Source organism: Rhodococcus quanlei (assembly GCF_055231015.1).
Genome location: NZ_JBUYWD010000027.1, coordinates 43,206 through 69,862, shown reverse-complemented (window position 1 = coordinate 69,862; position 26,657 = coordinate 43,206). Strand labels below are relative to the sequence as shown.

Sequence of the window (26,657 nt, the reverse complement as noted above, 5' to 3'; positions counted from 1 at the left end):
TCATCCCCTCACGTAGCACTCTCGGTCGTGTCGATTCTCGCACCCGCCCAGAACCGTTTCGACATCAGCGAGCCAGGACCTCGGCTACGAAGTCCTGCGCGTCCCCCTGGGACGCCGGGATCGTGCCGCGATGATCGGCACCCTCGTAGGTGAGGTACGTGAACTCGCTGCCGTTCTCACGCAACGCCTGCACCATCGCGTCGGTGCTGCTCTTGGTGACCACGCGGTCACCCGAGCTCTGCACCACGAGCGTCGGAATCTCCACCTGAACACGGGAGGGTTCCTGGTGCCCGAGGTATTCGGTCAACGGCCCCAGATCTGCGCCGTCCCGGAAGACCTGACCTGCCGGCACCGGCGGAACCTCGCGTATGGCGTCGAGGCATCCCGTCCGCGCTGCCACCAACAGCGGCTGCGCCTGCTCTGTCAACAATGTGTCGGGATCGATGGCCGGATCGGCAGCCTGGGCTCCGAGCAGAAGTAGTGGCAGGAAAGCCTGCGCCGCTTCGATCCCCGGAACATTCGACTGGAAATAGCGGGGCATCTGGTCGAGGCCACTGCCCGGTGCGATCGCCACCGCACCTTCGAGGTCGAGTTCGGGGGCGCGTTCACCGGCCTGGGCGGCGGTGAACAATGCCGCCTGACCACCCTGACTGTGTCCGACGACGAACCAGTCGGAGCCGATGTCCTGATCCAGGTTCCGCGCTGCCCGCACGATGTCGACCAACGCATTCACCTCGGTCTCAGCGTTGATGTAGGGGTGTATGCCAGGGGTGCCCAGGCCCAGGTAGTCGGTTTGGACCACCGCATACCCTTCCGCCACCCACGAGTCGAGTGAATTGTCGACCCCGGCCAGGTACCCGTGTACGGGACCGCCGTCGAAATCTGCGGAGGGTGCGCAGGCATCGGCGACACCGGTTGTGCCGTGCGCCCAACTGATCACCGGGTACCCTCCGGCGGGAGCCGGTGCATCCGGAATCGACACGGTTCCCGACACCACGACCGGACCACCGTTCACGTCCTGCGACAGATACGTGATCCGCTCGTTGCGGGCAGCGCTCGGCAGCACCGGGCCGGTATCGATCGCAGTCGAGGTGAGCAACGTTCCGGGAGACAGCTCCTGCGGTTCGGTGGTGTCGGCCGAGCACGCGCTGGCGAGCACGACGAGCGCAAGCGCCGCACCGAGACTTCGAAGGTCGGTCATGAGAAGAAACCTTTCGTGGAGTCGGCGATCAGATCATCGAGCGATGAATTCCCTTGGGCTGTCCACCGAGCTCGGTGAGCGCAGAAGAATGGAAGATCGATCCAGGTACGTGAATGGCGTGCGAAAGCCCGGCGTGGGCATCACGCCAGAAGCGCTGCATCGGCGTGTCGAGCTTGAGTGCGCCACCACCGGAGCGCGCGAAGACCTCGTCGACTGCGCGAACCACCCGCCAGGCCGCGGCGGTCTGGGTGCGACGCCCGACGGCACGCATCTCGAAGGTGACTTCCTTGCCCTTCTCCGTCAGGTCCCAGAAGCGGTCCACGGTCTCGAGGATCGCGGCACGTGATGCGGCGATCTCGGCGGCTGCATCACCGATCGCGAACATCACGTACGGGTCGTCCTTGATCGCCGCACCCGAGACCGTGATCCGCTCGCGCTGGGCGTCCATGTGACAGGCCAACGCGCCCTCGGCGATACCGATCAGCGACGACGTGATGCCGAGCGGAAAGATGCATGAGAACGGGAAATTGTAGAGCGACTGCCGGCGCCCGGCATCCTGTGCGGCCGACCCGTCGAACACCTTGGCCGCCTGCAATGTTCGGTGCTGTGGAATGAATGCCTTCTCGACGATGAGATCTTTGGATCCGGTTCCGCGCAATCCGATCACGTTCCAACTGTCCGGATCGATGTCGTAGTCCGACCTCGGCAACAACACGTGCAGGACCTCCGGCGGCATCACCCGTTTGCCCTCCGCATCACCGACGACGGCCCCGATCATCACCCAGCCGCAATGGTCGGTGCCCGAGGAGAACGACCAGCGCCCGTCGAGGATGTAGCCGCCGTCGACGGGCTTCGCTACGCCCATGGGTGCGTACGGCGAGGCCATCCACATGTCGGGGTCGTCGCCCCAGACCTCGTCCTGTGCCGCGCGGTCGAACAGTGCGAGCTCCCACGGATGGACACCGACGATGCCGCTGACCCACCCGGCCGCACCATCCATGGCGCCGATAGCCATCGCCGTTTCGGCGAACTCTCGGGGATGAGTTTCGAATCCACCGTATTCCTTCGGTTGCAGCATCCGCATCACACCGGTATCGCGTAGGCGCTTGGCCGACGTGTCCGACAAGCGCATCAGTTTGTCGCCTTCCACACCCTCGGCGCGAAGCTCTTCTGCGTGCTGTTCGATTCGGTCCATTACCCGACCCATGGTGATCTCCGCTCTCTGATTCGGTGCCCGGCACGTTGCCTAGGCGGGCTTCTGCTCGAATGTCAGGGTGGTGTGGGGGCCTCGGGTTTCCCGATCGGCCCGCAGCGTACGAGTGATTTCCCGCCCGGCTTCGACCAGGAGTGGGGCCAGACGCTCGATCTGGGTCACGCCGGCATCGGCACACAACGACAGACCGGCTACCGGGCCGTCCACGCCGCGAATCGCGATGCCGACGCAACCGAACCCGGTGACCGACTCACCGTGCTCGAACGCAAGACCTCGGCGTCGACGAATCCGGCTCAGTTCCTGATGCAGCGCTTCCAGCGCCGTGATGGTCCGGTCCGTTCGGCGTTCGAGACGCTCCCCGTACAAGCGGTCGACGTCCTCGGGGCCGATCCCGGCGAGCATCGCCTTTCCGCAGGCCGTGGCGTGGGCGGCAACGCGCCCACCTACTCGGGAGGGCAGTCGGCCGGCCATCCTTCCGCCGACCTTGTCGAGATACACGGTATCCGCACCCTCGAGAACGGCGAGGTGGACGACCATTCCCGTGCGCATGTGCAGTTCGTGAAGCACAGGCGCCGCGGCGGCGCGAATGCGACCCGGTTCGTTGTCGTCGACGGTCAGACCCATCGCTCGGCGTCCGAGGCAGTAGCCGAAGCTGGCGCGGTCGACCCAGTCGAGTCGGACCAACTGGTCGAGGATTCGGTATACGGTCGAGCGTGGTAGTCGGGTTCGGCAGGTGATCTCTTCGAGCATCAGCCGCGATGTTCTGCCCTCGAACGCATCGAGAATCAGAGTCATTCTCTCGACCATCGACGGCGGCGGTTCCTCCTTGGGCGGTGTTGCCGACATCGCGTCCCTCGAATCCACAACCGTCATGACCGCCTCCGTACACCCAGGTCAAAAGCCCGATCTCAACAAAACTGAAATGAATTCTTGTTACGGTAGCAGTGGTTCCGTCCACTGGGAAGATATTTCGGCGACACCGACGTGCAACCGTGCGCCGACAGAAGGGGTAATCCATGAACGACTTCGACAACCGCGTAGCGCTCATCACCGGCGGTGCCCGCGGTCAGGGTCGCAGCCACGCAGTCGCGTTCGCCGAGCGAGGAGCAGACATCGTCTTGTGCGATCGCTGTGAGAACTCCCCCGCGGTCGAGTACCCCCTGGCCACCGCGGAGGATCTGGAGGAGACGGCCGAACTGGTACGCGCAACCGGCCGCCGGTGCATCACCAGCAGGATCGACACCGCCGACCGGTCCGCCATGGAGGCACTGGTCGCGCAGGCAGAGTCCGAATTCGGGCGGATCGACATCGCGGTCGCGAACGCGGGCGTCTCGGTCGCCGGGCCCGTTCAGTCGCTCACCGAGACGCAGTGGTCGGAGGCGATCGGCTCCAACCTCACCGGTGTCTTCAACACGGTGGGAGCTGTGGCGCCAGGGATGATTCGGCGCGGCTACGGGCGCATCGTGACGATCTCGTCGATGCTCGGCCGTGCCGGAAACACCAACATGGGCGCGTATGCGGCGTCGAAGTGGGGTGTCATCGGCCTCACGAAAAGCGCCGCACTCGACCTCGCACCGCACGGGATCACCGTGAATGCCATTGCGCCGGGCAATATTTCGACGCCCATGATTCACAACGACGCCCTCTACTCCATGATGCGTCCAGATCTCGATTCCCCGGAAGCCTCGGATGTGGCGCCGATCTTTCAAAGCCTTCATGCCCAGCCGGTGCCGTGGCTGGAAGCCTCCGAGATCACCCGCGTCGTCCTGTTCTTCACGGCGGAGGGCAGCGCACATATCAGTGGCACCGTACTCCCTGTGGACGCGGGAAATGCCGCACGGGTAACGGGGTAGGCGGCTTCGCCGCCTGTGAGCGGCTGACGAGTCTCTGGACTCGTCAGCCGCTCACCGCGCGTTCAGTACGCAGAGAAGACGTTGTCCATCCCGCCGTAGCGGTGGAACGCGTAGTTGCATGCCGCGACGATGTTCGCGACCGGATCCCAGATGTTCGTCGACGTGCCCTCGACGTGGTACGCCGCGAACGTCGGGTCGATCACCTGAAGCAGCCCCTTGGACGGGATGCCGGCGGCGGCGTTCGAGTCCCAGAGGTTGATGGCCTGCGGGTTACCCGTCGACTCGCGCATGATGTTGCGGTGGATTCCGTCGTAGCTGGCGGGAATGTTGTTGGCAGCGAGGATGTCGAGCGCCTCGCGGATCCAGCCGTCCAGATTGTCTGCATAGACAGGTGCGGGAGCAGGAGCCGGTGCAGGTGCAGGTGCAGGAGCCGGTGCAGGAGCCGGTGCTGGAGCGGGAACCATTGCGGGCAGCGGAGCGGACTGCGGCTCGAGAGTCGGCGCCTGCTCTACGACGGCGGCAGCCTCGATCGCGGGCACGGATTCTTCACCGTGCGCCGTGTACGCACCGGCCGAGGTCACGGTGGCGACAGCAGCGATCGCGATACCTGCTGCGCTGACGGCCAATCCGGCGGGACGCGACGATGTGGAACGACGATTCGCGGTTCGGAACAGGGTGTTTACGAGCATGACGAGATGAATTCCTAAGCAGCTGGGGCCGATTGTGGCCGAACAACAGGCAGCACTGATCTACGCCGGTGCGGATAGCACTCACCGGCGCGCCGTATGCTGTTGTTGGATTGGGTTGTGGAAGAAGGGGATTCACTCCCCGGTCGCCGTGATGCGACCCGTGCGACTGCTCGATCGACAACCGCTCTGTCACGTCCGTATACAAACGGGCGCCCTGTGCGCGCCTATGGGCGCATACGTACCTGCTGGGACGCTATGGCGCTGACAGCCACCACTGCGTGGTGGATCGGGGCGCTGCACATGCGGGGCTGGTCCGCATGGAGCAACAACTCCTCGTTCTGGTCAGACGTTGTGTCTGTTTCGTTGACAGATAACAGATTGATCGCGGTAGGTTAACGGAAGGTGAACACCCAGGGTGTGATTTCACCTTCCACGCCGCGTTCGCAGCGCGCACAGATGTGACGATTTGCTTTCTACCTGCACTGATAACTCACATCGAGCGCGGTGACCGTACTCACAGAATAATCCGCCAACAAATCAATACATCTGCACTTTTCGTGATCATTTTGCAATCAGGCACCCAGAAGCGGGTTCTGGTCACGGTGCGCCGAGTCGGTACCGGCGCAGGAGAAGGCCGAGCCCAACCGCGACGACCGACTGACCGGCGATCAGGGCGAAGGGCAGCGTCACGAGTTCCCATCCAGTCGACGGATACGCGAACGCCCACACCAGGATGACGGCAATCCCCGTCCAGGTGACCAGTTGCCCGACGGCGGCACATGCGAGCGCAGCGTTCGGGCGACGTTTCGTCGCCCACAGAACGGGTGCACTCATCAGGGCAGCCACGAGACTGACCGGGATGGCGATCAGCGTGGGAAACACGACCAGCAACTCGAAGCCCGGGCCCCCGACATCCACGTACCCGTGGACGAGTAGCGGCGGCACGACATATGTGCAGATCAACACCGTGCAGAACACCGATACCACCGAGCACGCCATGAACGTCCGCAATGCCCACTCCTGTCGCCTTAGGTTCGGGCACTGTAACCGGATACACGGGCGGCAGACCGACTCGCACTGCAAGATCGCTAAAGTATGCGAGGCGCCCCTATAGCCCAATTGGCAGAGGCAGCGGACTTAAAATCCGCACAGTGTCGGTTCGAGTCCGACTGGGGGCACTGGTGATGCCGACTACCGAGACCGTGTCGTACCGTCCTGAGAAGATCACCGCGTGATCAGCACCCACGGCAAGAACGCCGCCCTCGGTCTCACCGACGCCGAGGTCGACCAATGAGCAGCGGATATCCCGATGTGTGGCCGAAGATTCGCCGCGGCGACCGCGCAATCGGGTTCTCTCCGTCGCCGAACGGCTGCTACGTACGCGTTTGGTGGACCGAGGACGGTGAGCCGGTCGGCGCATACCCGTCCACCGGTCAGGCGGTCCAGGCCGGCCTCGCCGCGGTCAACCGTGACAACCCCGACTACGTCTGCAACCGCGACGAGGTCCGACAGGAGACCGATCGAATCGGGACCGAATTGGCCGCGGTCGACGACTGGTAGACCCTCGATGCCACCAGTCGACATGGGGGTGTTTCGCATGAAATGACGGCGCCCTTCAAGGTAGTTTCCCCGTATGACGGATCCGTCCTACAACCGTGGCCGACAAGACCCCCATCAGTATTACCGCCCGCAGCAGGATTACCCGACGCAGCCCGGCTATCCGCAGCAACCCGGCTTTCCGCAGCAACCCGGGCATCCCCAGCAGCCGCAGGAACCGCAGCGGCAAACACCGGAGATCAATCTGGGTCGGCTGTGGGCGGGCGGCCTCGGCACAGCATTGGTGGTCGCGTTGGTGATCGTGGTCGGCATCATGCTCATCCGCGGGATCTTGAACATCGCGATTCTGGCCCCCGAAGGTGCGGGTACATACGGCACGGTATCGACAACCTCTTACGCACTGGCGGGCGCCGCCGTGGCACTGGCCGCCACCGGACTACTCGCCCTCCTGCTGGCGTTCATGCCGAGCCCACTGCAGTTCTTCCGCTGGATCATCGGCCTGATCACCGCACTCGCGGTGCTGCTACCGTTCACTCTGGTCGCCGATCTCGGTCCCAAGATCGCCACCTCGGCGCTCAACCTCATCATCGGGTTGTGCATCATGACCCTGCTCGGTTCCATCGGCTCGTCGGCGATCGTCCGCCGCCAGTAGGCCCGGCGTTCGGGTAACAATTTTCCCACAAGTCACACACGCCACACTCCGCCGTGTTTAGGTGATGCGCGAAACCCGATCTTCGAAGGGACGAGACTTCGTGCGCGTGAACAGGTGGGTGTCGGTGGCCTCGGCCACCGCGATGGCGGTCTCCTTGTCGGTGGCGGCCGGGTCGTCGGCTGCAGCCCAGCAGGGTGGCCCCTGCGGGCAGTCCAACGGCAGCAGTGGCAGCGCGTCGATGGGCAGCTCGAGCTCGCTGCTGCGCGACTTCGGCCTACCGTGGCTGACCGGCCCGCCGGACGGTGGGGTTCCCGTACTCACCGGGCGGACACAGGCCATCGAGATGGTGACGGGACCGGGTAGCCCGAACAACACGATCGAGCGTTTCAGCGTCTCCGGCACCGACCTGGGCATCATGTGGGACGCACACAACGGCGACACCCTCATGGCATTCGGCGACACAGTCGGTGATTGCGAGACGACGGGCGCCGACTGGCGCAGCAACGTCCTGTTCCGCAGCAGCGACACCGACCTTGCGGACGGGATGCGAATCGACAGTTCGCCGCTCGACGCGCCCGGCCACTCGAAGCAGGTCATCGACGGGCTGCTCGGCCTGCCACCGGGCAGCCCGATCGAATACACCGTCATCCCGACCGCGGGCATTGCCGTCGGGTCGGACCAGTACGTGCGCTACATGTCCGTACGCAGCTGGGATACACCCGGAGAATGGACCACCAACTATTCCGGTCTCGCCCGGTCCACCGACAATGGTGAGACCTGGACGACCGAACCCGCTACGGCCCGAGTCAATGCGGCCGGACTGGAAATTCCCGGAATCCCGGCCGTCTCCGCAGGTAACGAGAACTTCCAGCAGAGCGCATTCGTGCCCGGCGAGAACGGATGGATCTACGAATTCGGCACCCCGTCAGGACGATTCGGACCGGCGCGGCTCGCACGCGTGCAAGGCGCGCAGATCAACGACCTCGCAGCGTACGAGTACTGGAACGGATCGACCTGGGTACCGGACATCACGGCGGCTGCCGAGGTCATTCCCGGCAACGTCAGCGAGCTGTCCGTGCAGTGGAACAACTACCTGAACAAGTTCGTCGCAATGTACACCGACCCGGTCAAGGGTCTGGTCATCCGGCAGGCCGATCAGCTCGAAGGTCCGTGGAGTGGCACCCAGACTCTCCTCAACGTGGCGATGCTGCCCGGGCTGTACGGCGGATTCATGCACCCGAAATCGGATGGGCAATACCTTCACTTCGTCGCGACCACATGGAATCGGTACAACGTGATCTACATGCGTACCGATCTGAACGGCCTGCAGATGGCAGCCACCGATTCGGTCGATCGTCCCGCTCCCACCGACACCGGCGAGGCTCGATTGCTTGACGTCGAGTACCCGAACGAATAACTCGAGTACCCGATCGAATAGCAGGTGCTACACGTCTTCGGCTGAGCACTGCTTTCCGTTCACATCCCTACACTGCCCGTGCGTAAGGATGGACGAATCGTGGTATAGCTGCGATAGAACCGTTCGGTTATCAGGACACCATCACGCGGCCACATACCGCGCACACAAGGAGTGACTCATGACCAGCCCGACCTCCTCCACTTCCCCGGACCTTCCCAAGGACTCCTCGAGCGACAACTCCGCACTGGTGAGCTCCCAAGGAAAGACCACGATCGCCGACACGGTCGTGTCCAAGATCGCGGGCATCGCCACCCGTGAAGTCAACGGCGTCTACTCGGTCGGCGGCGGCGCATCCCGCGTCGTCGGCGCCCTCCGCGAACGCATCCCGGGTGCAAGCGTCAACCATGCACAGGGCGTGTCCGTCGAGGTCGGCGAGAAGCAGGCTGCCGTCGACATCGACATCATCGCCGAGTACGGGGTTTCGATCGCCGACCTCGCAACCGGTATCCGCCGCAACGTCATCGCCGCGATCGAGGGCATGACCGGCCTCCAGGTGACCGAGGTCAACGTCACCGTGCACGACGTGCACGTCGAATCGGACGACGACGATCAAGCCGAAGAGCCGGCGCCGTCACGAGTTCAGTGATTCCGATTCGGACAGGTGCGAGCGGACAGGAGGCTACCGATGAGCGCAGATGACACCTCCGAGCCTGCCGACGTCATCGCAGCGACAGTACTCGAGGTCCCGGGAGTGGCTGCGCTGCACGCAGGAACTTTCGGCGAGGTGGGCACCTACCTGCCCGGTCGCCGGGTGGCCGGAGTCCGCACCGACGAAACCCGCACGGACGTCCATGTCACGGTCTACTACGACGTCGTGGTCGCTGAGGTGGCGGAGCGGGTACGGAAGGCCGTCGGATCGATCACCGGCACGAGAGTCGATGTCACGATCGCCGACGTAGTTCCCGACCGAAAGAAGGCACTCGACTCGGCATGACGGGTTCACAGGCGATGACCAACGAAGAGACGACCGAAGAAGACTGGCGTGGCTACCCGGATCGCCACACGGCGCGCCGGGCGGCCGCACGGCGCTACCACCCGGACATCGGCGGCACCCAGGAACAGTTGGACGCAGCCTTCGCCGAAATCGATGCACGCTTCCGGCCGAACATCGTGATCGCACACAGCAAGAAGTCGAACGCCCTGCGTATTGCACGCCGGGTCTACCGCAAAGCGGGCAAGCGAATCGCCGGGCGATCGAATCGCTACATCACGCTCTGATTCATCCCAGCCAGCGACCGCGGAACAGAGCTCGGCCAGAAATTATCGGAGGATACAATGAAGACTTCCACACTCGGCCTCTTCGCAGGACTTCTACTCGGAGTCGCTGCGGCAGCAGGCGGATTCACCGGGTTCCTCCTCGCGATCGTCCTCGGCCTGATCGGTTTCGTCCTCGGCGGACAACGAGACGGCGACTTCGATGTCACCACCCTGCTACGGGGACGCGGTCGTGGGTGACCACGACGCCCCGGATGCGGCTACTTCCGACGCAGAGGCCGGTACCCGTGGAAACTTGGTGATCCGCAACAAGGTCGCCCAACGTCTGGCCACGAAGGCAGCACTCGACACACCGGGGGTCGAAAAACATGCCGTCGGACTGTCGAAGTTCACCCGTCGCGACTTCCCTCGTACGCGCGTCTACATCGCAGGAGATCGGGTACGAGCTCACATCGACATCGCGGTGGAATGGCCCAATTCCCTCCCCAGCGTCGGCAACGACGTCCGTCGTAACGTTGCTGCCGCACTGTCGGACTATGCGGGGCTCGAGGTCGACGGTGTCGACGTGTCGATCCCGAGGGTCGTCTCCCCCGCCGAGGAGGACACGGGAAGGAACATCCCATGACGAGTCACGCCCCCTCCGAAGACGCCGGACGCACGGAATCCACCGAGGCGGTCGCCTACCCCGCTCCTGGAAAGCCACCCGTCGCAGCGCCCGCCGCGGGCCTCGTCGGCGCAATCCTGTCGCTTTGCCTGGTCGCTGTAGGAATTGTCGGAATCCGTGATGCGATGGTCGCCGCCGACTGGATCGACGGGCGGATGTGGACGAAGACTGCCGCTGACTGGATCGACGGTCTGACGTTCGACCATTGGATGATCCCGGTCGGGATAAGCCTTGTCCTGCTCGGCTTGTGGTGGCTGATCGCTGCCCTCAAGCCTCGCCGCAAGACGGCGATACCCGTGAAAGCGCGCACCAGCGTATGGATCCCCCCGTCCGACGTCGCCCGGATCTCGTCCGTTGCAACGGAAACCGTGCCGGGTGTGCTGTCGACTCGCACCACCGCGTCCCGCAAGAAGGTGTCGGTGACTTCCCAGGTCACCGGCGCAGATGCCGCCGCCATCAAGATCGGGATCGCCGAGTCGGTCCGAGATGCTCTGTCCGGTCTCGAATCTGCACCGAAGATCACCGTCCGTACGAAGTCGGGAGAGCGCTGATGAGCCGCTCGGCCACATTCTTCGACCGCTTTCTGGCCCTGTTCATCGGGGTCGCACTCATTGCCGTCGGCGCCGCCGCCCTGATCTGGAACACGTCCCTGCTCCCCGACATGCCGGAAGTGCTCACGGCACCGGGGCTGGTCACGGCTACCGACTCCACATGGTGGCCGTGGGTGATCGGCATCGGCGGCGTCGTTCTGATCTTGCTGGCCCTGCGGTGGCTGTTCGCGCACTCACCCGCGTCAAAGCTGAAGACCCTGCAACTCGAGGGCAGCGGCCGTGAAGGTGCGCTGGTCGCCGATGTCGGCTCGGTTGCCGAGGCGGCTGCTCGCGCTCTCGAGGCAAGCCCGGGCGTGCACAATGCCAAATCCAAGGCCATTGTCGACCGCGGAACCCGCACAGTGGATCTGACGGTCACAGTCGATACCGCCGGGAATCTCGGCCGGATCGCCGACCGAATCGACGAGGTGTGCGCCGACGTCGCGCACGTTCTCGGTACCACCTCGATCGCCACCCGGACGACCATCCACTTCGACAAGTCGCGTAACGACGCCGGAAGCCGGGTCAGCTGACCGTCACACGATCGACAGTCACATCAACGACTGGGCGATACCGTCGAGAATGTCGTGCTCACTGACGACGAGTTCCGCGATACCGGCACGGTCGGCGAACGTCTCCGCCAGCACCTTCGTGACGATCGCTCCCCCACCGATCACATCCACACGGCCCGGATGCATCGGCCCCAGAGCAGCCCGCTCGTCGTGGTTCATCGCCACAAGCCGATCGCAGATCTCGTGTAACCGCGGCAGCGATACACGAGAAAGGTGCACCTGCTCGGCGTCGTATTCGGGTAGTTCCTTCGCGATCGCCGCAAGAGTCGTCATCGTGCCGGCGACTCCCACCCAGGTGTGGGCCTTGGCGACATCGACCCGGCGCAACGCCTCCGACAACCGATCTGCCGCGAAATCCCTGGCCGCCGCAATCTGTTCGGCGGTGGGCGGATCGCTGGGCAGGCAACGCTCCGTGAGCCGGACACACCCGATATCGGCGGAATGCGCGGCCTCCACACCGTCTGCATTGCCGAGAACCAGCTCGGTCGAGCCGCCTCCGAGGTCGACCACCACATACGGCCCGGCCGACGCGTCGAGTTCGCCCACAGCTCCGGCGAACGAGAGCCTGGCCTCCTCGTCACCGGTGATCACCTCGGCCTCGGCACCGGCAATCACGGCCCCGAGTACCTCGCGAGTCATCGCGAAGAAGTCCTCACGGTTCGCAGCGTCGCGGGTGGCCGACGTGGCAACCATGCGGACAGCAGACGCACCGGCATCCCGAATCATGCCTGCGTACTCGCTCAACGCGACACGGGTCCGTTCGATCGCCTCCGGCGCGAGCGCCCCGTTCGCGTCGACACCTTGTCCCAGACGGACGACACGCATCTCACGGCGCACATCGGAGAGCACACCGTCGGAGTCGATATCGGCGATCAGCAGGCGAATCGAGTTGGTTCCGCAGTCGACGGCGGCGACCCGCTTCCCATCATCTCGAGTCTCACCTTGAGTCGTGGCTGTCCGCGTCACTGCCCGGGCTCGCCATCTGGTTCGTCGATACCGGGCCAGTCCGCGGGGATCGCGGTCCCACGAAGCTTGCCACCTGCTGCGCGCGCGGCCAGGACCACCGATTCGTCTCCGAGCGGATTGACTCCCGGCCCCTTCGCCAACGAGTGCGCGATGAGAACGTGCAGGCATTTCACCCGGTCGGGCATGCCACCACCGGTGAAGTCGGTGCCGAGCGATTCGATCGCATTCCGCTCCGCGAGGTACGCCTCGTGGGCCGCCGTGTAGGCGGCCGCCAGATCCGCATCGGTCCCGAGCCGCTCCGTCATCTCCTTCATCACCCCGGCCGACTCCTGACGACTCGCCTCGGCTGTGAGCCGGGGGTCGGTCAGGTAGTAGAGCGTAGGGAACGGGGTGCCGTCGGGAAGCCTGGGCGCCGTCTTCACGACGCCTGGTTGTCCATCGGGCGCACGGTAGGCGATGTCGAGCACACCACGAGGTTCACGGCCCAATTGGGCCGCAACTGCCTCGAGATCCTCGGGGCGGATGCTGCTGGGGTTGTCGGACGATGGTGTCACCCGGTGGGTACTCCTGGTTCGAGAAGTGGTGCTTCTGGTGGGGGCTGCGGCGCGGGGGTTGGCGGCTGGGCGGGATCGGGTGGCGGCGGCGATTCGGGTTCGGGCTGTGGCTCGGAAATCGTCCGCCACAGATCCCGGTACCACGGCCCGGTAACCTTCGCCGCCTCTTCTTCCGGCGTCTCCGGTTTTTGGTAGTCACCGGGAAGCTGCACCTGATAGGGGGTGTCTCCCGGTCTGACGAACCGGAGGCGTTCACGGGCCTGAGCTTCGATGTATGCCGGATCGGAGTACCGCTCCTCGAGATCTCGAAGTCTGTCCAACTCCCGTTCGAGTACAACCCGCTCGGCGGCAACCTGCTCAGCTTCGGCGCGCTGTGTCATGTAGGTACGCAATGGCACCGCCAACGTCAGTGCCAGCACCAGAACGACGACTGCGAGGATCAGTGCCCGTCCGGTCGAGAGACCGAGAATTGTGTGCTCGGATGCGAGGGGCTTGCGTCGGCTGTCTGTACTGTCGCGAGATTCGGCACTGACCTTCCGTGGCTTCGCACGGCCCGGCAGGATCGTTCCACCGTCCGCCGGATCGACGGACTCGGCCCGTGGGGTGCCCGAGGTTGTCTTGGCCTTACGAGGCGGACGCGCCCTACCCGATGCACCACCGCGCGTGCGGCGGGTCCGTTCGGGACGCCCGGAACCGCGACCACCCGGACTTGCTCCGGATGACCGCGGTCTGCCGCGTTGTGCCACTGGAAGATCAGCTCCACATCAGCTGTCGAAAGCGAAACGCGGGAACGCAACCTCTCCCGCATAGCGCGCAGCGTCACCGAGATTCTCCTCGATGCGCAGCAACTGGTTGTACTTGGCGACCCGCTCGGACCGGGCGGGGGCACCCGTCTTGATCTGACCGCTGCCCACGGCAACCGCGAGGTCGGCGATGGTGGTGTCCTCGGTCTCGCCGGAACGGTGGCTCATCATGGTCTTGTAGCCGTTGCGGTGTGCCAGGTCGACGGCGTCCAACGTCTCGGTCAGGGTGCCGATCTGGTTGACCTTCACCAGCAGCGCGTTGGCGGCGCCCTTGACGATGCCCTCTTCGAGGCGGTCCGGGTTTGTCACGAACAGGTCGTCACCGACGAGTTGCACCTTGTCACCGATGGAGTTTGTGAGGTCGACCCAGCCTTCCCAGTCGTCCTCGTCGAGCGGATCCTCGATCGAGACGAGTGGGTAGGCGTCGACGAGTTCCGAGTAGAACGCAGCCATCTGTGCGGCCGTGCGGTTCTCGCCCTCGAACTTGTAGCCGGTGCCCTTGGTGTAGAACTCGGTGGCCGCCACGTCCAGGGCCAGGGCGATGTCGCTGCCCAGCTTCAGGCCGGTCTTGGACACCGCGGTGGCGATGAGGTCCAGAGCTTCTTTGGTGCCGGCGACGTCGGGAGCGAAGCCACCCTCGTCACCGAGGCCGGTGGACAGCCCCTTCTCCTTCAGGACGGCCTTGAGTGCGTGGTAGACCTCGGCGCCCCAGCGCAGGGATTCCTTGAAGCTCGACGCTCCGACGGGCGCGACCATGAACTCCTGGACGTCCACACCGGTGTCGGCGTGCGCCCCACCGTTGAGGATGTTCATCATCGGGACGGGCAGGATGTGCGCGTTCGGGCCGCCGACGTAACGGAACAGCTCGAGTCCGGAGGATTCGGCACCCGCACGGGCCACGGCCAGCGAGACCCCCAGAAGGGCGTTGGCGCCGAGGCGCGACTTGTCCGGGGTTCCGTCGGCGTCGAGAAGCGCCTGGTCGACAGTGCGCTGCTCGGTGGCGTCCAGGCCGATGATGGCCGGCGCGATCTCACCGAGGACGGCCTCGACGGCCTTCTCCACGCCCTTGCCGTTGTAGCGGGCACCACCGTCGCGAAGCTCGACGGCCTCGTGCTCACCGGTCGACGCGCCGGAAGGCACAGCCGCACGTGCGAAGGTTGCGTCGTCCAGCAGAACCTCGACTTCCACCGTGGGGTTACCACGGGAATCGAGAATCTCGCGGGCGCCGACCTGCTCAATAATGGCCACTTTGTGGTTCTCCTTCGATGGGCTTCGCACTGGGCATCGACCGCTCCGGGGTCGAGCGAGGGCCGTGACTCGTTCTCGGCCTCGGGTTCCTGCCAGCACACAGCCTAACCGGAGCGCCATGCACGCCGGCACCGACGCGCCCTCGGCACGCGGGATGTGACCTGTCGGCGCCCCCGGGCTTCTCAGTCGATCGGTACGCCCACCGAGTAGGCGGACGCCCGGTCCCGCACGAGTGTGAGGTATTCACCGGACAGGTTGTAGGCCATCAGCGCGTTGCGCCAGCCCTCGGGCGTGGTGAGATCCCCGCCGCGTTCGCACAGGTACCGGGCTGCGGTGAGTGCCGCATCGTCGATGTTGTCGGGGTCGACGACCCTGTCGCCGTTGGCGTCGACACCCCACCGCGTCCAGGTTTCGGGGATGAACTGCATCGGCCCCATGGCCCGATCGTGGACGGGATCTCCGTCGAGGGCGCCACCGTCCGTGTCGGGTATTTCGGCGACACCGGGCCTGCCGTCGAGGGCAACTCCCCTGATGACCGGATCCACTTGCCCCGTCGGCGCCACCTGCGACCCGTCATGGGTTCCGTGTTTGCTCTCCACACTGGCGATACCCGCCAGCGTGGTCCAGCCGATCCCGCACTCCGGGCGGGCAGACTCCATCACTGCTGCGGCGTAGCCATAGGCCTCGAGCGCTGTCCGGCCGATGCCCAGGATGCCGCTCTGCTCCGCCGCCCACGCATGCAGTTGGTCCGCGGAGCGCCCGGGGGCCTCGATGTCGATCGGCGGGATGGGAGCGCCTGGCCCGGGGGGAATGCCTTGCGGAATGTCGACGCGCGAGCGCTCGGAGCACGAGGCGACGCTCACGGTCACGATCACGGCCGCCAGTGCGGCAGCAGCAAGACTTCTTCTGGGCACGCCTCCATCATCCACACGATGGCGTTGCTGTCCGTAGATCGAGATACGGCTCACCCGATCACGCTGTGTCTTCCGCCTGCTCACGGTTCAGTGGTCGCTGCACCGATCAGGCTGGTTGCGGCGCTTCGCGCGTCAGTAGCGACGTTTGCATCACCGACGATCGCGGCGGTGGTGATCGCACCTTCCACGAGAAGGAAGAGCTGGCGGGCAAGCATATCCGGGTCGCCGACAGGCAAACCTTCACTCAGGTCGGTGATGTACTGCTGCAGGGCGGCTTTGTGACGGCGGACAGAATCCGCGACTCCAACGGACGTACCCCCGAGTTCGCCGAACGAGTTGATGAACGCGCATCCACAGAAATGGGGCTGTGTGAACCACACGTTCAACCAGTCGAATACGGCGAGCAGCCGTGCAGTCGGGTCTGTAGCAGATCGCTCTACGTACGCGACCAGCTCTCCTCGCCACTTCTCGTCCCGCTGCTCGAGGTATGCCTCGACCAGTTGCTGTTTGGATGGAAAACATTGATAGAGCCGCTTCAGCGACACTCCGGCCGCCGTCCGTAGTTCGTCCATCCCGACTGCCTGAATCCCCCGCCGGTAGAACAGCGTTTCGGCTGCGGACAGCAATCGTTGCCGGGCTTCTACTTCGTTCACGGCACACCACACTTCCCAGGAGAACGTTCATTCTCTACACTAGCTCACCATCGGAGAACGATCGTTCTCCGGATCGGGCAGAACAATAGGAGTACGACGATGACCACACGTCCCCCACTACCCCCGTTCGATGAGGAGTCTGCGCTTGCGAAGGTGCAGGCCGCCGAGGATGCCTGGAACACTTGCGATGCCGAACAAGTAGCAGCGGCCTACACACCGGACTCTGTGTGGCGGAACCGAGATCGGTTCGTCACCGGGCGGGCCGAAATCGTGGAGTTGTTGCAGCAGAAATGGGCGCGTGAGCGCGATTACGCTCTACGCAAAGAGTTGTGGGCTTTTCGCGGTAACCGGATTGCGGTTCGCTACCAGTACGAATGTCGCGACGGGAGCGAACAATGGTGGCGCAGCTACGGCAACGAGTTGTGGGAGTTCACCGAGGAGGGCCTGATGAATCGCCGCGAATCGAGCATCAACGACATCCCCATCCTCGAATCCGAACGCCGCATCTTCGGCACCCGACCGGCACACGAGCGGGGAGTGACACTGCCCTTCGGGTGAACACCGCCGTTCCCGACCTGACCTAAGCGGGCTACTCGCCAGTCGTGTCCTCGCGGGCGCGTCCCTCCGCGGCGCGAATGTCGGCCATGTATCGGGCGATGTCGGCACGCAAACGATCTCCTGCCTCGGTGACGCGGTCGATCCCCTCGGCGATCCGCGACGGAACCTCGTCGACGGGAACGTTTGCTCGTTGAATGACCTTCCGCGCCAGAGATACCGCCGGTTGACTCAGTGCGATGCCGTCCATACTCGACGCTCGGGCTTTCTCCGCAGCCTTACGGATCTCCCAGGCCCGTTCCTGCTCGGCGATGTCGATGGGCCCCACCACGTCCTGCGCCAGGTGTGGACTGCGGTGCACCAATTTCGCCACCAAGGTTGCCGCAACATCGTCGACGTCGAACCGATCCGCCGCAGCTGCGATACGCGAGTGAAACAGCACCTGCAGCAGCAGGTCCCCCAGTTCTTCGCGCAACGACCCGGAATCTCCGGCCTCGATGGCGTCGACGACCTCGTACGTCTCCTCGACCAAATAGTGCGCGAGGCTCTTGTGGGTCTGCGTCACTTCCCAGCCGCCGTAACTCCACAGCCGGTCCATCACCTCGACGGCTTCGGACAGTTCGTCGCCCGGCACGCTCGGCGCCGCGATGACTGTGTCCCCCGCCGCCATGCGATCACGGACGGTTCGGTGGTCGCGGTCCGTCGATACCAATACGTCCGACTGCTCGGATTCGATGAGCAGCATGCGAGTGGACTCCGGCACTTCCGCCGTGAACTGCACTCCTGAACCCAGTAACGCCACCGCCTCCAACGGAACCATCGTGGGCCGGCGTGGGTCGAGAAGTACCACGGTCACGTGTTCATGCCTCCATCACGACGGCGTCGGCGGCACGTCCGTCCATGGCGAGGATCAGATTGGCGATGTACTGGAGAAGCTCGACATCGCGGACCCGGTCCGCACCGATGCCACCGGCACCGGCCCGCGGAAGCGGCAACTGCACCATGCCGGTGGTGGCGCGGTACTGCGCACTCGAATAGACGCGTTTGAGACGCATCTGCTTCGAGTCCGGCAACTGCATCGGCGAGATCTTGATCTGCGTACCCACCACCGCAATTTCCTCGAGCCCGTACTCGCGGGCGAGCAGGCGCAGTTTCGCGACCGATACCAGGCGACGCACCTCCTCCGGCAACGGTCCGTACCGGTCGACCAGTTCGTCGACCACGGCTTTGATGCCGTCGTGATCGGTGGCCGCGGCCAGCTTGCGATATCCCTCGAGTCGCAGACGATCACTCGTCACGTAATCGGGGGGAATATGGGCGTCGACCGGCAGGTCGATCCGCACTTCCTTGGGGGCATCGTCCGTCGTGATCGGACGACCGTCCGCGGCCGCACGGAACGCTTCCACCGCCTCACCGACCAGGCGGACGTACAGGTCGAAACCGACCCCGGCCACGTGGCCGGACTGTTCGGCGCCCAGCACGTTGCCGGCACCACGAATTTCGAGGTCCTTCATCGCCACCGCCATACCGGCACCGAGGTCGGAGTTCTGCGAGATCGTCGCCAACCGGTCGTAGGCGGTTTCGGTGAGCGGTTTCTCCGGTGGATACAGGAAGTAGGCGTAACCGCGATCACGGCTACGTCCGACGCGGCCACGCAACTGGTGCAACTGCGACAGGCCCAGCGAGTCCGCGCGTTCGACGATCAAGGTGTTGGCGTTCGAGATATCGAGACCGGTCTCGATGATGGTGGTGCACACCAGAACATCGAACTCGCGTTCCCAGAACCCCTGCACCGTCTTCTCGAGACGCTCCTCGTTCATCTGCCCGTGCGCGACGACGACCCGGGCTTCGGGGACGAGTTCACGGAGCTTCTTGGCGGCCTTGTCGATGGAGCTGACCCGGTTGTGCACATAGAAGACCTGACCGTCACGCAGAAGTTCACGCCGAATGGCGGCGGCGACCTGCTTGTCGGCGTACGCACCCACGTAGGTGAGGATCGGGTGCCGCTCCTCCGGCGGCGTGAGGATGGTGGACATCTCACGGATACCGGCCATGCTCATCTCGAGGGTTCGCGGAATCGGAGTGGCCGACATGGTGAGCACGTCGACGTGGGTGCGCAACGCCTTGATGTGTTCCTTGTGTTCCACACCGAAACGCTGCTCCTCGTCCACGATCACGAGGCCGAGATCCTTCCAGCGCACACCGGTTTGCAGCAGCCGGTGGGTGCCCACGAGAATGTCGACGTCGCCGTCCGCCATCGCGGCCACGATCTCCTTGGACTCTCCCGGGTCGGTGAATCGAGACAGCCCCCGAACCTTGACCGGGAACGACGCCATCCGCTCGGTGAACGTCTGCAGATGCTGCTGCGCGAGCAGTGTGGTGGGTACCAGAACAGCAACCTGCTTGCCGTCCTGTACGGCCTTGAAAGCGGCCCGCACGGCGATCTCGGTCTTGCCGTAGCCGACGTCACCGATCACGACGCGGTCCATCGGGACCGCCTTCTCCATATCCGACTTGACCTCGGAGATCACTGTCAGCTGATCCTGCGTCTCGGTGAACGCGAACGCGTCCTCCATTTCCTTCTGCCACGGACTGTCCGGCCCGAACGCGTGGCCGGGTGCGGCCTGACGTGCCGCGTACAACTGGACCAGTTCTCCGGCGATCTCCCGAACCGCCTTGCGTGCCTTGCGTTTGGTGTTGGTCCAGTCCGATCCACCGAGCTTGCTGAGCGCGGGCAGTTCACCGCCGACGTAGCGAGACAACTGGTCGAGCGATTCCATCGGAACGAACAGGCGGTCACCAGGATGGCCGCGCTTGCTGGCCGCGTATTCGATCACCAGATACTCACGACGGGCCCCGCCGATGGTGCGCTCGACCATCTCGACGAAACGTCCGATGCCGTGCTGGTCGTGCACCACCATGTCACCGGCGGACAAAGCCAGCGGATCGACCTGGTTACGGCGCTTGGCCGGCAGCCGCTTCCCGTCGCCGACCGCAGCCACCCGGTTGCCGGTGAGATCGGTCTCGGTGACCACCACGAGTCCGGGGGTCGACTCGTCACCCGACAACACGATTCCGTCGTGCAACGATCCGCACAGCACACCGACCTGCCCCCGGCCGAGAGGCGTTCCGTCGGGCAACAGAGCAGCAGGCACCTCGGCCTCTTTCAGCCTCTCGAGGATGCGCTGGGCCGTACCGGAACCCGCAACCACCACCGCCGCGCGCCCCCCGGACGTGACATGCGCGCGCAAGGTGACGAACAGCTCCGACAGCAGTTCGTCGGAACCGCGGATCTGCGGCGCTGCCTGTACGGCAAGCTCGAGTTCGTCGCCGCTCCCCGACGACAGGGGGCTGATGGTCCACCACGGGCGGCCGGACGCCTCGGCGGACTCACGCACCTGGCGCAGCGACCGGTACGCGGAGGCACCCAGGTCGATGTCGTCACCCTTCAGGATCGAGGTGTCCAGGGGCGCTGCGCCGCCGATCGAAGCCGCTGTCCACGACGCCTCGAGGAATTCTTGACCGGTCCGCACCAAGTCCGTTGCGCGCGTGCGGATCTTCTCGGGATCACACAACAGCACGTGGGATCCGTCCGGCAGCACATCGGTGAGCAACTGCAGTTGACCCGGACGCAGCACCGGCAACAGTGCCTCCATGCCCTCCACCGGGATACCGCCGGACATCTTGTCGAGCATCTCCACCAGCGCGGCATCGGCGGGATTGTCGAGCGCCAACTGGGCGGCGCGATCACGCACGTCCTGCGTCAACAACAACTCGCGGCACGGCGGGGCGATCACCGCGGCGGTCTCGAGTTCGGGCAACGACCGCTGATCGGCAACGGAGAACGACCGCAGCTCGGTCACCTCGTCACCCCAGAACTCGACACGCACCGGGTGATCGGCGGTCGGGGGAAACAGATCGAGAATGCCGCCACGCACCGCGAATTCACCACGCCCTCCGACCATGTCGACGCGGGTGTACGCCATTTCGACCAACCTCTGGACCAGGCCGTCGAAGTCGATCTCGACACCCGCGCGCAGAACCACCGGCTCGATCTCCCCGAGACCGGGGGCCATCGGTTGCACCAGGGAGCGGACGGTGGTCACGACGACCCGCAACGGCGCACCGTAGAGGGTGTCGTCCGGCCGTGCCAGCCTGCGCAACACCTCGAGCCGGCGGCCGACCGTGTCGGCGCTGGGCGACAACCTCTCGTGCGGCAGGGTCTCCCACGAAGGGAACTGGGCGACGCCGGCGCCGATCATCTCGCGGAGTTCGGCGGTGAGATCGTCGGCTTCGCGGCCGGTGGCGGTGACCAGCAGCAGCTGGGTGTGTTCGGCCAACGCGGCTGCCACGAACGGGCGTGCCGCACCGGGAGCGACGACATCCAGTTCGGCGGCACCGACCCGCTTCGTGACTTCACCCAACACGGCATCGCTCAACGCGGCCGACGCCAGAGAGGACAGTGGCACCGGACCGGACAGGCGGGTATCGGCCGACAGCGACGAGGTTGCGGGCGATGAAGACAACGAAGCACTCCTGAGCAGTGATGACGAACTGCCGGCGAACAGCTCGGGCCGCGCCGCGGCGGCCGGTTGCGGACTGAACCAGAGTAGTCGATCCGGGCAGTCCGCGACCGCTGCGGCGGAACTGCGCCCGGACCCCTACACCGAATCGGCGACAGCCCGGTAGCTGTTCAGCAAGAGCGCGGCACCGTGAGCGTCCCGTAGATGCCGTTCGATCGTGTACGCGCCGGTCCTGCGGTAGCCGTCCATCCCACAGACGGTCAAAGCGGACGCGACGATATCGACCGCCAACTGCGAAGCCAGCGTCTCGAGCTCGGTGGTATCCCACGAATCGGCCGCGCGGTCCACGATGCTCGCGAGCATATCCCGCTGCGTCAACACACCAGGCAGACGCAACCGACTTTCACTCTGCGGCGGTCGCATCAGGGAACCCTCGTCGGCCACGTAGCGCAACGCCTTCTCGACCGCGGCGTCCGCGATCCCCAGACATACCGCCGCCCACAGAACGAAGGCGATCGGGCGGACGGTCTCGACGAAGATCGACGGGTAGGGCTCACGAAGAATCAGCTTCGGCACCGTGGTCGCCCGCACCACGTAACTCGGGCTGTGGACTCCGCGTAAGCCCATGACCTCCCAGGACTCGGTACGTTCGAGGGTGAGGTTCGAACGCCTGCACACCGCGAGTACCTGCGAGGCGGGCGAGGCGTCCCACGACGGTGTCGCCGTGGCGAGGATCGCGTCGCAATATTCCGCGTAGGCGATCATGCGTGCGTGCTTGGTGAGGCCGACGAAACCCGACTGCGCGTCGATCACGCCGCCGCCGTTCGCGGATTCGGTTGTCGCGGCCGCCAGCAGATACTGGTTCTCGAGCATTTCGCCCAGAAACGCTTCGAGCTCCGGCCCCTCGGAATGCCGAACCAGCGTCAAGGCGAGGGTTTGGTGGATCGCGAATATCATGCCTGTAGCCGCACACCGACTGCTGAGTATTCGAACCGTGGCCGCGATCTCCTTCAGCGACAAGCCGTACCCTCCCCTGAATCGGGGAAGCCCGCAGGTCATCAACTGCCGGTCGCGCATCGCCGCAACGGCCTCGTGCGGAAACCGCGAGTGCGCGTCCACCTCCCCTGCCCAGCGGTCCGCGATCGCCGCTACACCGTCCACCGCCCGGAGCACCTCGGGCATTCGGGTCGCCGACCCGACCGACTGACCATCGAAGTCCGTCACAGTCTCTCCCCCGTGAGCATGTCTGACACAGCGTTCGGGGAGTTATCGCCTCGTGGTGCCCCTGGCGTTACCGGAATCCGGGCAACGAAGACTGTTCAGTCGGATGCGTCCCGCAATTCCGGTTCCGCCTCGAGGTTGGTGAGTCCGTGCCAGGACAGATTGACCAGATGCGCAGCCACCACCTCTTTCGGCGGTGTACGGACGTCCAGCCACCACGTCGCAGTGGTCGACACCATCCCGACCAACGCCTGCGCATACATGGTTGCGAGTTCGGGGTCGAATCCCCGGCGCGAGAAATCGTTGGCCAACAGATGGGAAACCTGATTGATCGCTTCGTTCAGAAGACTCGAGTACGTCCCCTCCGACGCGGCCACCGGTGAGTCTCGGACCAGAATCCGAAACCCGTCCGTGTGTTGCTCCACATAGGTCAGGAGTGCGAGGGCCACTCGCTCCAGACGAACTCTGGATCGGCCCTCGGCCAGCGAGGACATCACCATCTCGTGCAGCCTGGACATCTCCCGATCGACCACCACCGCATAGAGACCTTCCTTGCCCCCGAAGTGCTCGTAGACGACCGGCTTCGACACGTTTGCCCGTTGGGCGATCTCTTCGATCGACGCGGCCTCGTAGCCACGTTCCGCGAACAGGGATCGGCCGATTTCGATGAGTTGCCGGCGACGCTGCGTTCCCGTCATCCGGGTCCGCACCGTCCGATGCGCGGTCTCGTCCTGCCGGGCTGCTCGAGACACTGCTGACACCGTTCCTTCCAAATCGACCGGGTATCCCCCCTGGTAATCCTCACCCTATCCGTAGCTACACCGCATATTTGCAGAGCGGTTCGACCTACGACGGGTGTTCGTGCGAGGATTCTCACGCGCGGATGGGTGTCTCACCCGTTCGAGCGGTAATCCGCCGTGGTGTAAAGGCAGCACCTCTGATTTTGGTTCAGATAGTTCAGGTTCGAATCCTGGCGGCGGAGCGGGTTCTCCATCAGAGCCGGATGTGCGACCCGAGCAAGCTGAACGACCCAGAGGGAGCTCCATGCCAGTGCAGACCGCCGTGGTCGTCCTAGCCGCAGGCGCCGGAACTCGTATGCGGTCGAAAACCCCCAAGGTTCTGCACACCCTTGCCGGCCGCACCATGCTGTCGCACTCGTTGCACGCCGCCGCTGCCCTCGACCCAACACATCTGGTCGCTGTGGTCGGCCACGATCGTGAACTCGTCACCGGAGCCGTCGAACGGTTCGCCGCCCAGTCCGCACGCGATGTCGCCACAGCGGTCCAGGCCGAACAGAACGGAACCGGGCACGCGGTCGGTTGCGGCCTGTCCGCACTTCCTGACGACTTCGACGGGACGGTGCTGGTCACCGCCGCCGACGTCCCCCTACTCGACGGCGAGACACTGTCGGCGCTGCTGTCCACCCACAACGAGGCACCTGCGGCCGGCGTCACGGTCCTGACCTCCACTGCGCCCGATCCCAAGGGCTACGGGCGGATCTTGCGGACCACCGACGGCGAGGTCAATGCCATCGCCGAGGAAGCCGACGCCACCGAATCACAGAAAGCGATCACCGAGGTCAACTCGGGTGTGTACGCCTTCGATGCCGTCACGTTGCGCTCGGCGTTGTCGGAACTGAGCTCCGACAATGCTCAAGGCGAGCTGTACCTGACCGACGTCATCGCCATCGCGCGCCGCGCAGGAAAAACCGTGCGAGCCCGGATGCTCGACGACGCATTGCTGGTCGCGGGCGCCAACGACCGTGTGCAGTTGTCGGTTCTCGCCGGTGAGTTCAACCGCCGCCTCCTCGAAAAATGGATGCGCGCCGGCGTCACGGTCGTCGATCCTGCCAACACCTGGGTCGACGTCGACGTGGCTCTCTCGCGCGACGTCACCCTGCACCCGGGCGTGCACCTGCACGGCGCCACCACGATCGGGGAAGACGCCGTCATCGGCCCCGATACGACGCTGCGGAACGTCACGGTCGGCGAGCAGGCCAGCGTCGTCCGCGTTCACGGCAGCGACGCGGTCATCGGCCCGTCTGCCACGGTCGGCCCCTTCACCTACCTGCGCCCCGGCACAGTGCTCGGCGCGTCGGGCAAACTCGGCGCGTTCGTGGAAACCAAGAATGCGGAGATCGGTGCGCATTCCAAAGTTCCCCATCTCACCTACGTCGGTGATGCCACAATCGGCGAGTACAGCAATATCGGCGCGTCGAGTGTGTTCGTCAACTACGACGGCGTGAACAAGACCCGTACTGTGGTGGGGTCGCACGTGAGGACCGGGTCGGACACCATGTTCGTCGCCCCGGTGCAGGTCGGTGACGGTGCTTACACCGGAGCCGGCACGGTGTTGCGCGACGACGTACCGCCTGGGGCGCTTGCAGTCTCCGGCGGCAAGCAGCGCAACATCGAAGGTTGGGTGGAGAGAAACCGCCCAGGTACACCCGCGGCCGAGGCAGCCTCGGAAGCAGGCAGACAGAATGCAGCAGCAGAACAAAAGGATGGCAACGAGCAGTGACCTCGAATTGGATCGACAATCAGAAGAACCTCATGCTCTTCTCGGGTCGCGCACATCCGGAACTGGCCGAGCAAGTCGCGAAGGAACTCGACATTCGGGTTACGCCGCAGACCGCCCGTGATTTCGCGAACGGTGAGATCTTCGTTCGCTTCGAGGAGTCGGTGCGCGGCTCGGACGCATTCGTTCTGCAGAGCCACCCGGCACCGCTCAACACGTGGGTGATGGAGCAGCTCGTCATGATCGACGCCCTCAAGCGTGGATCCGCCAAGCGCATCACGGCCATCCTGCCGTTCTACCCGTACGCCCGTCAGGACAAGAAGCATCGCGGACGCGAGCCGATCTCCGCTCGCCTCATCGCCGACCTGCTGAAGACGGCGGGTGCCGACCGCATCATCACGGTCGATCTGCACACCGACCAGATCCAGGGCTTCTTCGACGGCCCCGTCGACCACATGCACGCGCAGGGGCAGCTCGCCGATTACATCCGCGCCAACTACAGCACGGACAACATCGCCGTCGTCTCCCCCGACTCGGGTCGCGTGCGTGTCGCCGAGAAGTGGGCCGACACCCTGGGCGGTGCACCGCTGGCATTCGTCCACAAGACCCGTGACCCGCTGGTGCCCAACCAAGTCAAGTCCAACCGCGTCGTCGGCGATGTCGAGGGCCGCACTTGCATCCTGATCGACGACATGATCGACACCGGCGGCACCATCGCCGGCGCCGTCAAGATCCTGAAGGAGGCCGGTGCAGGCGACGTCGTCATCGCCGCAACGCACGGTGTTCTGTCCGACCCGGCCGCCGAGCGCCTCGCGAACTGCGGTGCCCGCGAGGTCATCGTAACCAACACGCTGCCGATCGACGAGGCAAAGAAGTTCCCGACCCTGACGGTGCTGTCCATCGCTCCGCTCCTGGCTCAGACGATCAAGGAAGTCTTCGAGAACGGATCGGTCACCTCGCTGTTCAACGGGCACGCCTGACCCATACGACCGCTGTGCGCCTTTCGGTGGCTTTCGCCAT

The 26,657-nt window shown here is 64.8% G+C and carries 29 protein-coding genes and 2 tRNA genes; 16 read left to right on the top strand and 15 right to left on the bottom strand.

Annotation, left to right across the window (positions count from 1 at the left end; translation table 11 throughout):
• Positions 1-64 precede the first annotated feature (64 nt).
• Genes ACZI8Q_RS19135 through ACZI8Q_RS19125 form a run of 3 tightly spaced genes read right to left on the bottom strand, consistent with a single transcriptional unit; the run spans position 65 to position 3,287 of the window.
• Complete coding sequence (locus ACZI8Q_RS19135; protein ID WP_463375154.1) at positions 65-1,201, bottom strand: alpha/beta hydrolase family protein; 1,137 nt, start codon at positions 1,199-1,201, stop codon at positions 65-67.
• A 28-nt stretch (positions 1,202-1,229) separates the two neighbouring features.
• Positions 1,230-2,408, bottom strand: coding sequence for an acyl-CoA dehydrogenase family protein (locus ACZI8Q_RS19130; protein WP_463375153.1), 1,179 nt, complete (start codon positions 2,406-2,408; stop codon positions 1,230-1,232).
• 39 nt (positions 2,409-2,447) lie between these two features.
• Positions 2,448-3,287, bottom strand: a complete 840-nt coding sequence (locus ACZI8Q_RS19125) for an IclR family transcriptional regulator (protein WP_463375152.1) — start codon at positions 3,285-3,287, stop codon at positions 2,448-2,450.
• Between the two features lie 143 nt (positions 3,288-3,430).
• Between ACZI8Q_RS19125 and ACZI8Q_RS19120 the strand changes: the two genes are divergently transcribed.
• Positions 3,431-4,267 carry a mycofactocin-coupled SDR family oxidoreductase gene (locus tag ACZI8Q_RS19120; protein ID WP_463375151.1) on the top strand — a complete coding sequence of 279 codons (837 nt, stop codon included), beginning with the start codon at positions 3,431-3,433 and terminating at the stop codon, positions 4,265-4,267.
• Between the two features lie 62 nt (positions 4,268-4,329).
• On the opposite strand, the gene ACZI8Q_RS19115 is transcribed toward ACZI8Q_RS19120, so the two are convergent.
• On the bottom strand, positions 4,330-4,956 hold the full coding sequence (locus ACZI8Q_RS19115) for a transglycosylase SLT domain-containing protein (protein ID WP_463375150.1): 627 nt from the start codon (positions 4,954-4,956) through the stop codon (positions 4,330-4,332).
• A gap of 597 nt (positions 4,957-5,553) precedes the next feature.
• Positions 5,554-5,967 carry a hypothetical protein gene (locus ACZI8Q_RS19110; RefSeq protein ID WP_463375149.1) on the bottom strand — a complete coding sequence of 138 codons (414 nt, stop codon included), beginning with the start codon at positions 5,965-5,967 and terminating at the stop codon, positions 5,554-5,556.
• A 93-nt stretch (positions 5,968-6,060) separates the two neighbouring features.
• Here ACZI8Q_RS19110 and ACZI8Q_RS19105 point away from each other — a divergent pair.
• The 11 genes from ACZI8Q_RS19105 to ACZI8Q_RS19055 all read left to right on the top strand — a co-directional run bounded on the left by ACZI8Q_RS19105 (position 6,061) and on the right by ACZI8Q_RS19055 (position 11,644).
• Positions 6,061-6,134: transfer RNA gene (locus tag ACZI8Q_RS19105), tRNA-Leu, on the top strand.
• 112 nt (positions 6,135-6,246) lie between these two features.
• On the top strand, positions 6,247-6,516 hold the full coding sequence (locus ACZI8Q_RS19100) for a hypothetical protein (RefSeq protein ID WP_463375148.1): 270 nt from the start codon (positions 6,247-6,249) through the stop codon (positions 6,514-6,516).
• 73 nt (positions 6,517-6,589) lie between these two features.
• Complete coding sequence (locus ACZI8Q_RS19095; RefSeq protein ID WP_463375147.1) at positions 6,590-7,165, top strand: DUF6069 family protein; 576 nt, start codon at positions 6,590-6,592, stop codon at positions 7,163-7,165.
• Between the two features lie 64 nt (positions 7,166-7,229).
• Positions 7,230-8,582: a DUF4185 domain-containing protein gene (locus tag ACZI8Q_RS19090; RefSeq protein ID WP_463375146.1), complete on the top strand. Its 1,353-nt coding sequence runs from the start codon at positions 7,230-7,232 to the stop codon at positions 8,580-8,582.
• A gap of 178 nt (positions 8,583-8,760) precedes the next feature.
• Positions 8,761-9,228: an Asp23/Gls24 family envelope stress response protein gene (locus ACZI8Q_RS19085; RefSeq protein WP_463375145.1), complete on the top strand. Its 468-nt coding sequence runs from the start codon at positions 8,761-8,763 to the stop codon at positions 9,226-9,228.
• A gap of 39 nt (positions 9,229-9,267) precedes the next feature.
• Positions 9,268-9,576, top strand: a complete 309-nt coding sequence (locus ACZI8Q_RS19080; protein WP_463375144.1) for a hypothetical protein — start codon at positions 9,268-9,270, stop codon at positions 9,574-9,576.
• Entirely contained in the window at positions 9,573-9,860 is a 288-nt protein-coding gene (locus ACZI8Q_RS19075) for a hypothetical protein (RefSeq protein ID WP_463375143.1), read from the top strand. Before ACZI8Q_RS19080 ends, ACZI8Q_RS19075 begins: the two co-directional genes overlap by 4 nt.
• 57 nt (positions 9,861-9,917) lie before the next feature.
• A complete protein-coding gene (locus ACZI8Q_RS19070; RefSeq protein WP_463375142.1) occupies positions 9,918-10,097 on the top strand; it encodes a hypothetical protein in 180 nt (59 codons plus the stop codon).
• Positions 10,090-10,482: an Asp23/Gls24 family envelope stress response protein gene (locus ACZI8Q_RS19065; protein ID WP_463375141.1), complete on the top strand. Its 393-nt coding sequence runs from the start codon at positions 10,090-10,092 to the stop codon at positions 10,480-10,482. The genes ACZI8Q_RS19070 and ACZI8Q_RS19065 overlap by 8 nt, the downstream gene beginning before the upstream one ends.
• The gene (locus ACZI8Q_RS19060) at positions 10,479-11,072 is read left to right on the top strand and encodes a DUF6286 domain-containing protein (protein WP_463375140.1); all 594 of its coding nucleotides are present in this window, start codon (positions 10,479-10,481) and stop codon (positions 11,070-11,072) included. The genes ACZI8Q_RS19065 and ACZI8Q_RS19060 overlap by 4 nt, the downstream gene beginning before the upstream one ends.
• On the top strand, positions 11,072-11,644 hold the full coding sequence (locus ACZI8Q_RS19055; protein ID WP_463375139.1) for an Asp23/Gls24 family envelope stress response protein: 573 nt from the start codon (positions 11,072-11,074) through the stop codon (positions 11,642-11,644). The genes ACZI8Q_RS19060 and ACZI8Q_RS19055 overlap by 1 nt, the downstream gene beginning before the upstream one ends.
• Before the next feature lie 18 nt (positions 11,645-11,662).
• On the opposite strand, the gene ACZI8Q_RS19050 is transcribed toward ACZI8Q_RS19055, so the two are convergent.
• From ACZI8Q_RS19050 to ACZI8Q_RS19025, 6 genes are all read right to left on the bottom strand, one after another.
• The gene (locus tag ACZI8Q_RS19050; protein WP_463375138.1) at positions 11,663-12,649 is read right to left on the bottom strand and encodes a Ppx/GppA phosphatase family protein; all 987 of its coding nucleotides are present in this window, start codon (positions 12,647-12,649) and stop codon (positions 11,663-11,665) included.
• Positions 12,646-13,203 carry a DUF501 domain-containing protein gene (locus ACZI8Q_RS19045; protein WP_463375137.1) on the bottom strand — a complete coding sequence of 186 codons (558 nt, stop codon included), beginning with the start codon at positions 13,201-13,203 and terminating at the stop codon, positions 12,646-12,648. Before ACZI8Q_RS19045 ends, ACZI8Q_RS19050 begins: the two co-directional genes overlap by 4 nt.
• Complete coding sequence (locus ACZI8Q_RS19040; protein ID WP_463375136.1) at positions 13,200-13,949, bottom strand: FtsB family cell division protein; 750 nt, start codon at positions 13,947-13,949, stop codon at positions 13,200-13,202. Before ACZI8Q_RS19040 ends, ACZI8Q_RS19045 begins: the two co-directional genes overlap by 4 nt.
• 18 nt (positions 13,950-13,967) lie before the next feature.
• Positions 13,968-15,254, bottom strand: a complete 1,287-nt coding sequence (gene eno / locus ACZI8Q_RS19035) for a phosphopyruvate hydratase (protein ID WP_463375135.1) — start codon at positions 15,252-15,254, stop codon at positions 13,968-13,970.
• A 182-nt stretch (positions 15,255-15,436) separates the two neighbouring features.
• On the bottom strand, positions 15,437-16,168 hold the full coding sequence (locus tag ACZI8Q_RS19030) for a lytic transglycosylase domain-containing protein (RefSeq protein ID WP_463375134.1): 732 nt from the start codon (positions 16,166-16,168) through the stop codon (positions 15,437-15,439).
• Between the two features lie 80 nt (positions 16,169-16,248).
• Positions 16,249-16,821, bottom strand: a complete 573-nt coding sequence (locus ACZI8Q_RS19025; RefSeq protein WP_463375133.1) for a TetR/AcrR family transcriptional regulator — start codon at positions 16,819-16,821, stop codon at positions 16,249-16,251.
• Positions 16,822-16,920: 99 nt separating this feature from the next.
• Here ACZI8Q_RS19025 and ACZI8Q_RS19020 point away from each other — a divergent pair, with 99 nt between their 5' ends.
• On the top strand, positions 16,921-17,379 hold the full coding sequence (locus ACZI8Q_RS19020; protein ID WP_463375132.1) for a nuclear transport factor 2 family protein: 459 nt from the start codon (positions 16,921-16,923) through the stop codon (positions 17,377-17,379).
• Positions 17,380-17,410: 31 nt separating this feature from the next.
• Here the strand turns inward: ACZI8Q_RS19020 and ACZI8Q_RS19015 are convergent, their stop codons facing one another.
• From ACZI8Q_RS19015 to ACZI8Q_RS19000, 4 genes are all read right to left on the bottom strand, one after another.
• Positions 17,411-18,232, bottom strand: coding sequence for a nucleoside triphosphate pyrophosphohydrolase (locus ACZI8Q_RS19015; RefSeq protein WP_463375131.1), 822 nt, complete (start codon positions 18,230-18,232; stop codon positions 17,411-17,413).
• 4 nt (positions 18,233-18,236) lie between these two features.
• Positions 18,237-21,875, bottom strand: coding sequence for a transcription-repair coupling factor (mfd, locus tag ACZI8Q_RS19010; RefSeq protein ID WP_463375168.1), 3,639 nt, complete (start codon positions 21,873-21,875; stop codon positions 18,237-18,239).
• Positions 21,876-22,037: 162 nt separating this feature from the next.
• Positions 22,038-23,123, bottom strand: coding sequence for an acyl-CoA dehydrogenase family protein (locus ACZI8Q_RS19005; RefSeq protein WP_463375130.1), 1,086 nt, complete (start codon positions 23,121-23,123; stop codon positions 22,038-22,040).
• 95 nt (positions 23,124-23,218) lie between these two features.
• Positions 23,219-23,818 (bottom strand): TetR family transcriptional regulator, encoded by a 600-nt coding sequence (locus tag ACZI8Q_RS19000; RefSeq protein WP_463375167.1) that lies wholly within the window; start codon positions 23,816-23,818, stop codon positions 23,219-23,221.
• A gap of 213 nt (positions 23,819-24,031) precedes the next feature.
• Here ACZI8Q_RS19000 and ACZI8Q_RS18995 point away from each other — a divergent pair.
• The 3 genes from ACZI8Q_RS18995 to ACZI8Q_RS18985 all read left to right on the top strand — a co-directional run bounded on the left by ACZI8Q_RS18995 (position 24,032) and on the right by ACZI8Q_RS18985 (position 26,617).
• Positions 24,032-24,102, top strand: a tRNA-Gln gene (locus ACZI8Q_RS18995).
• Positions 24,103-24,164: 62 nt separating this feature from the next.
• Positions 24,165-25,640, top strand: coding sequence for a bifunctional UDP-N-acetylglucosamine diphosphorylase/glucosamine-1-phosphate N-acetyltransferase GlmU (gene glmU / locus ACZI8Q_RS18990; protein ID WP_463375129.1), 1,476 nt, complete (start codon positions 24,165-24,167; stop codon positions 25,638-25,640).
• A complete protein-coding gene (locus ACZI8Q_RS18985; RefSeq protein WP_463375128.1) occupies positions 25,637-26,617 on the top strand; it encodes a ribose-phosphate diphosphokinase in 981 nt (326 codons plus the stop codon). The genes glmU and ACZI8Q_RS18985 overlap by 4 nt, the downstream gene beginning before the upstream one ends.
• Positions 26,618-26,657: the final 40 nt, after the last annotated feature.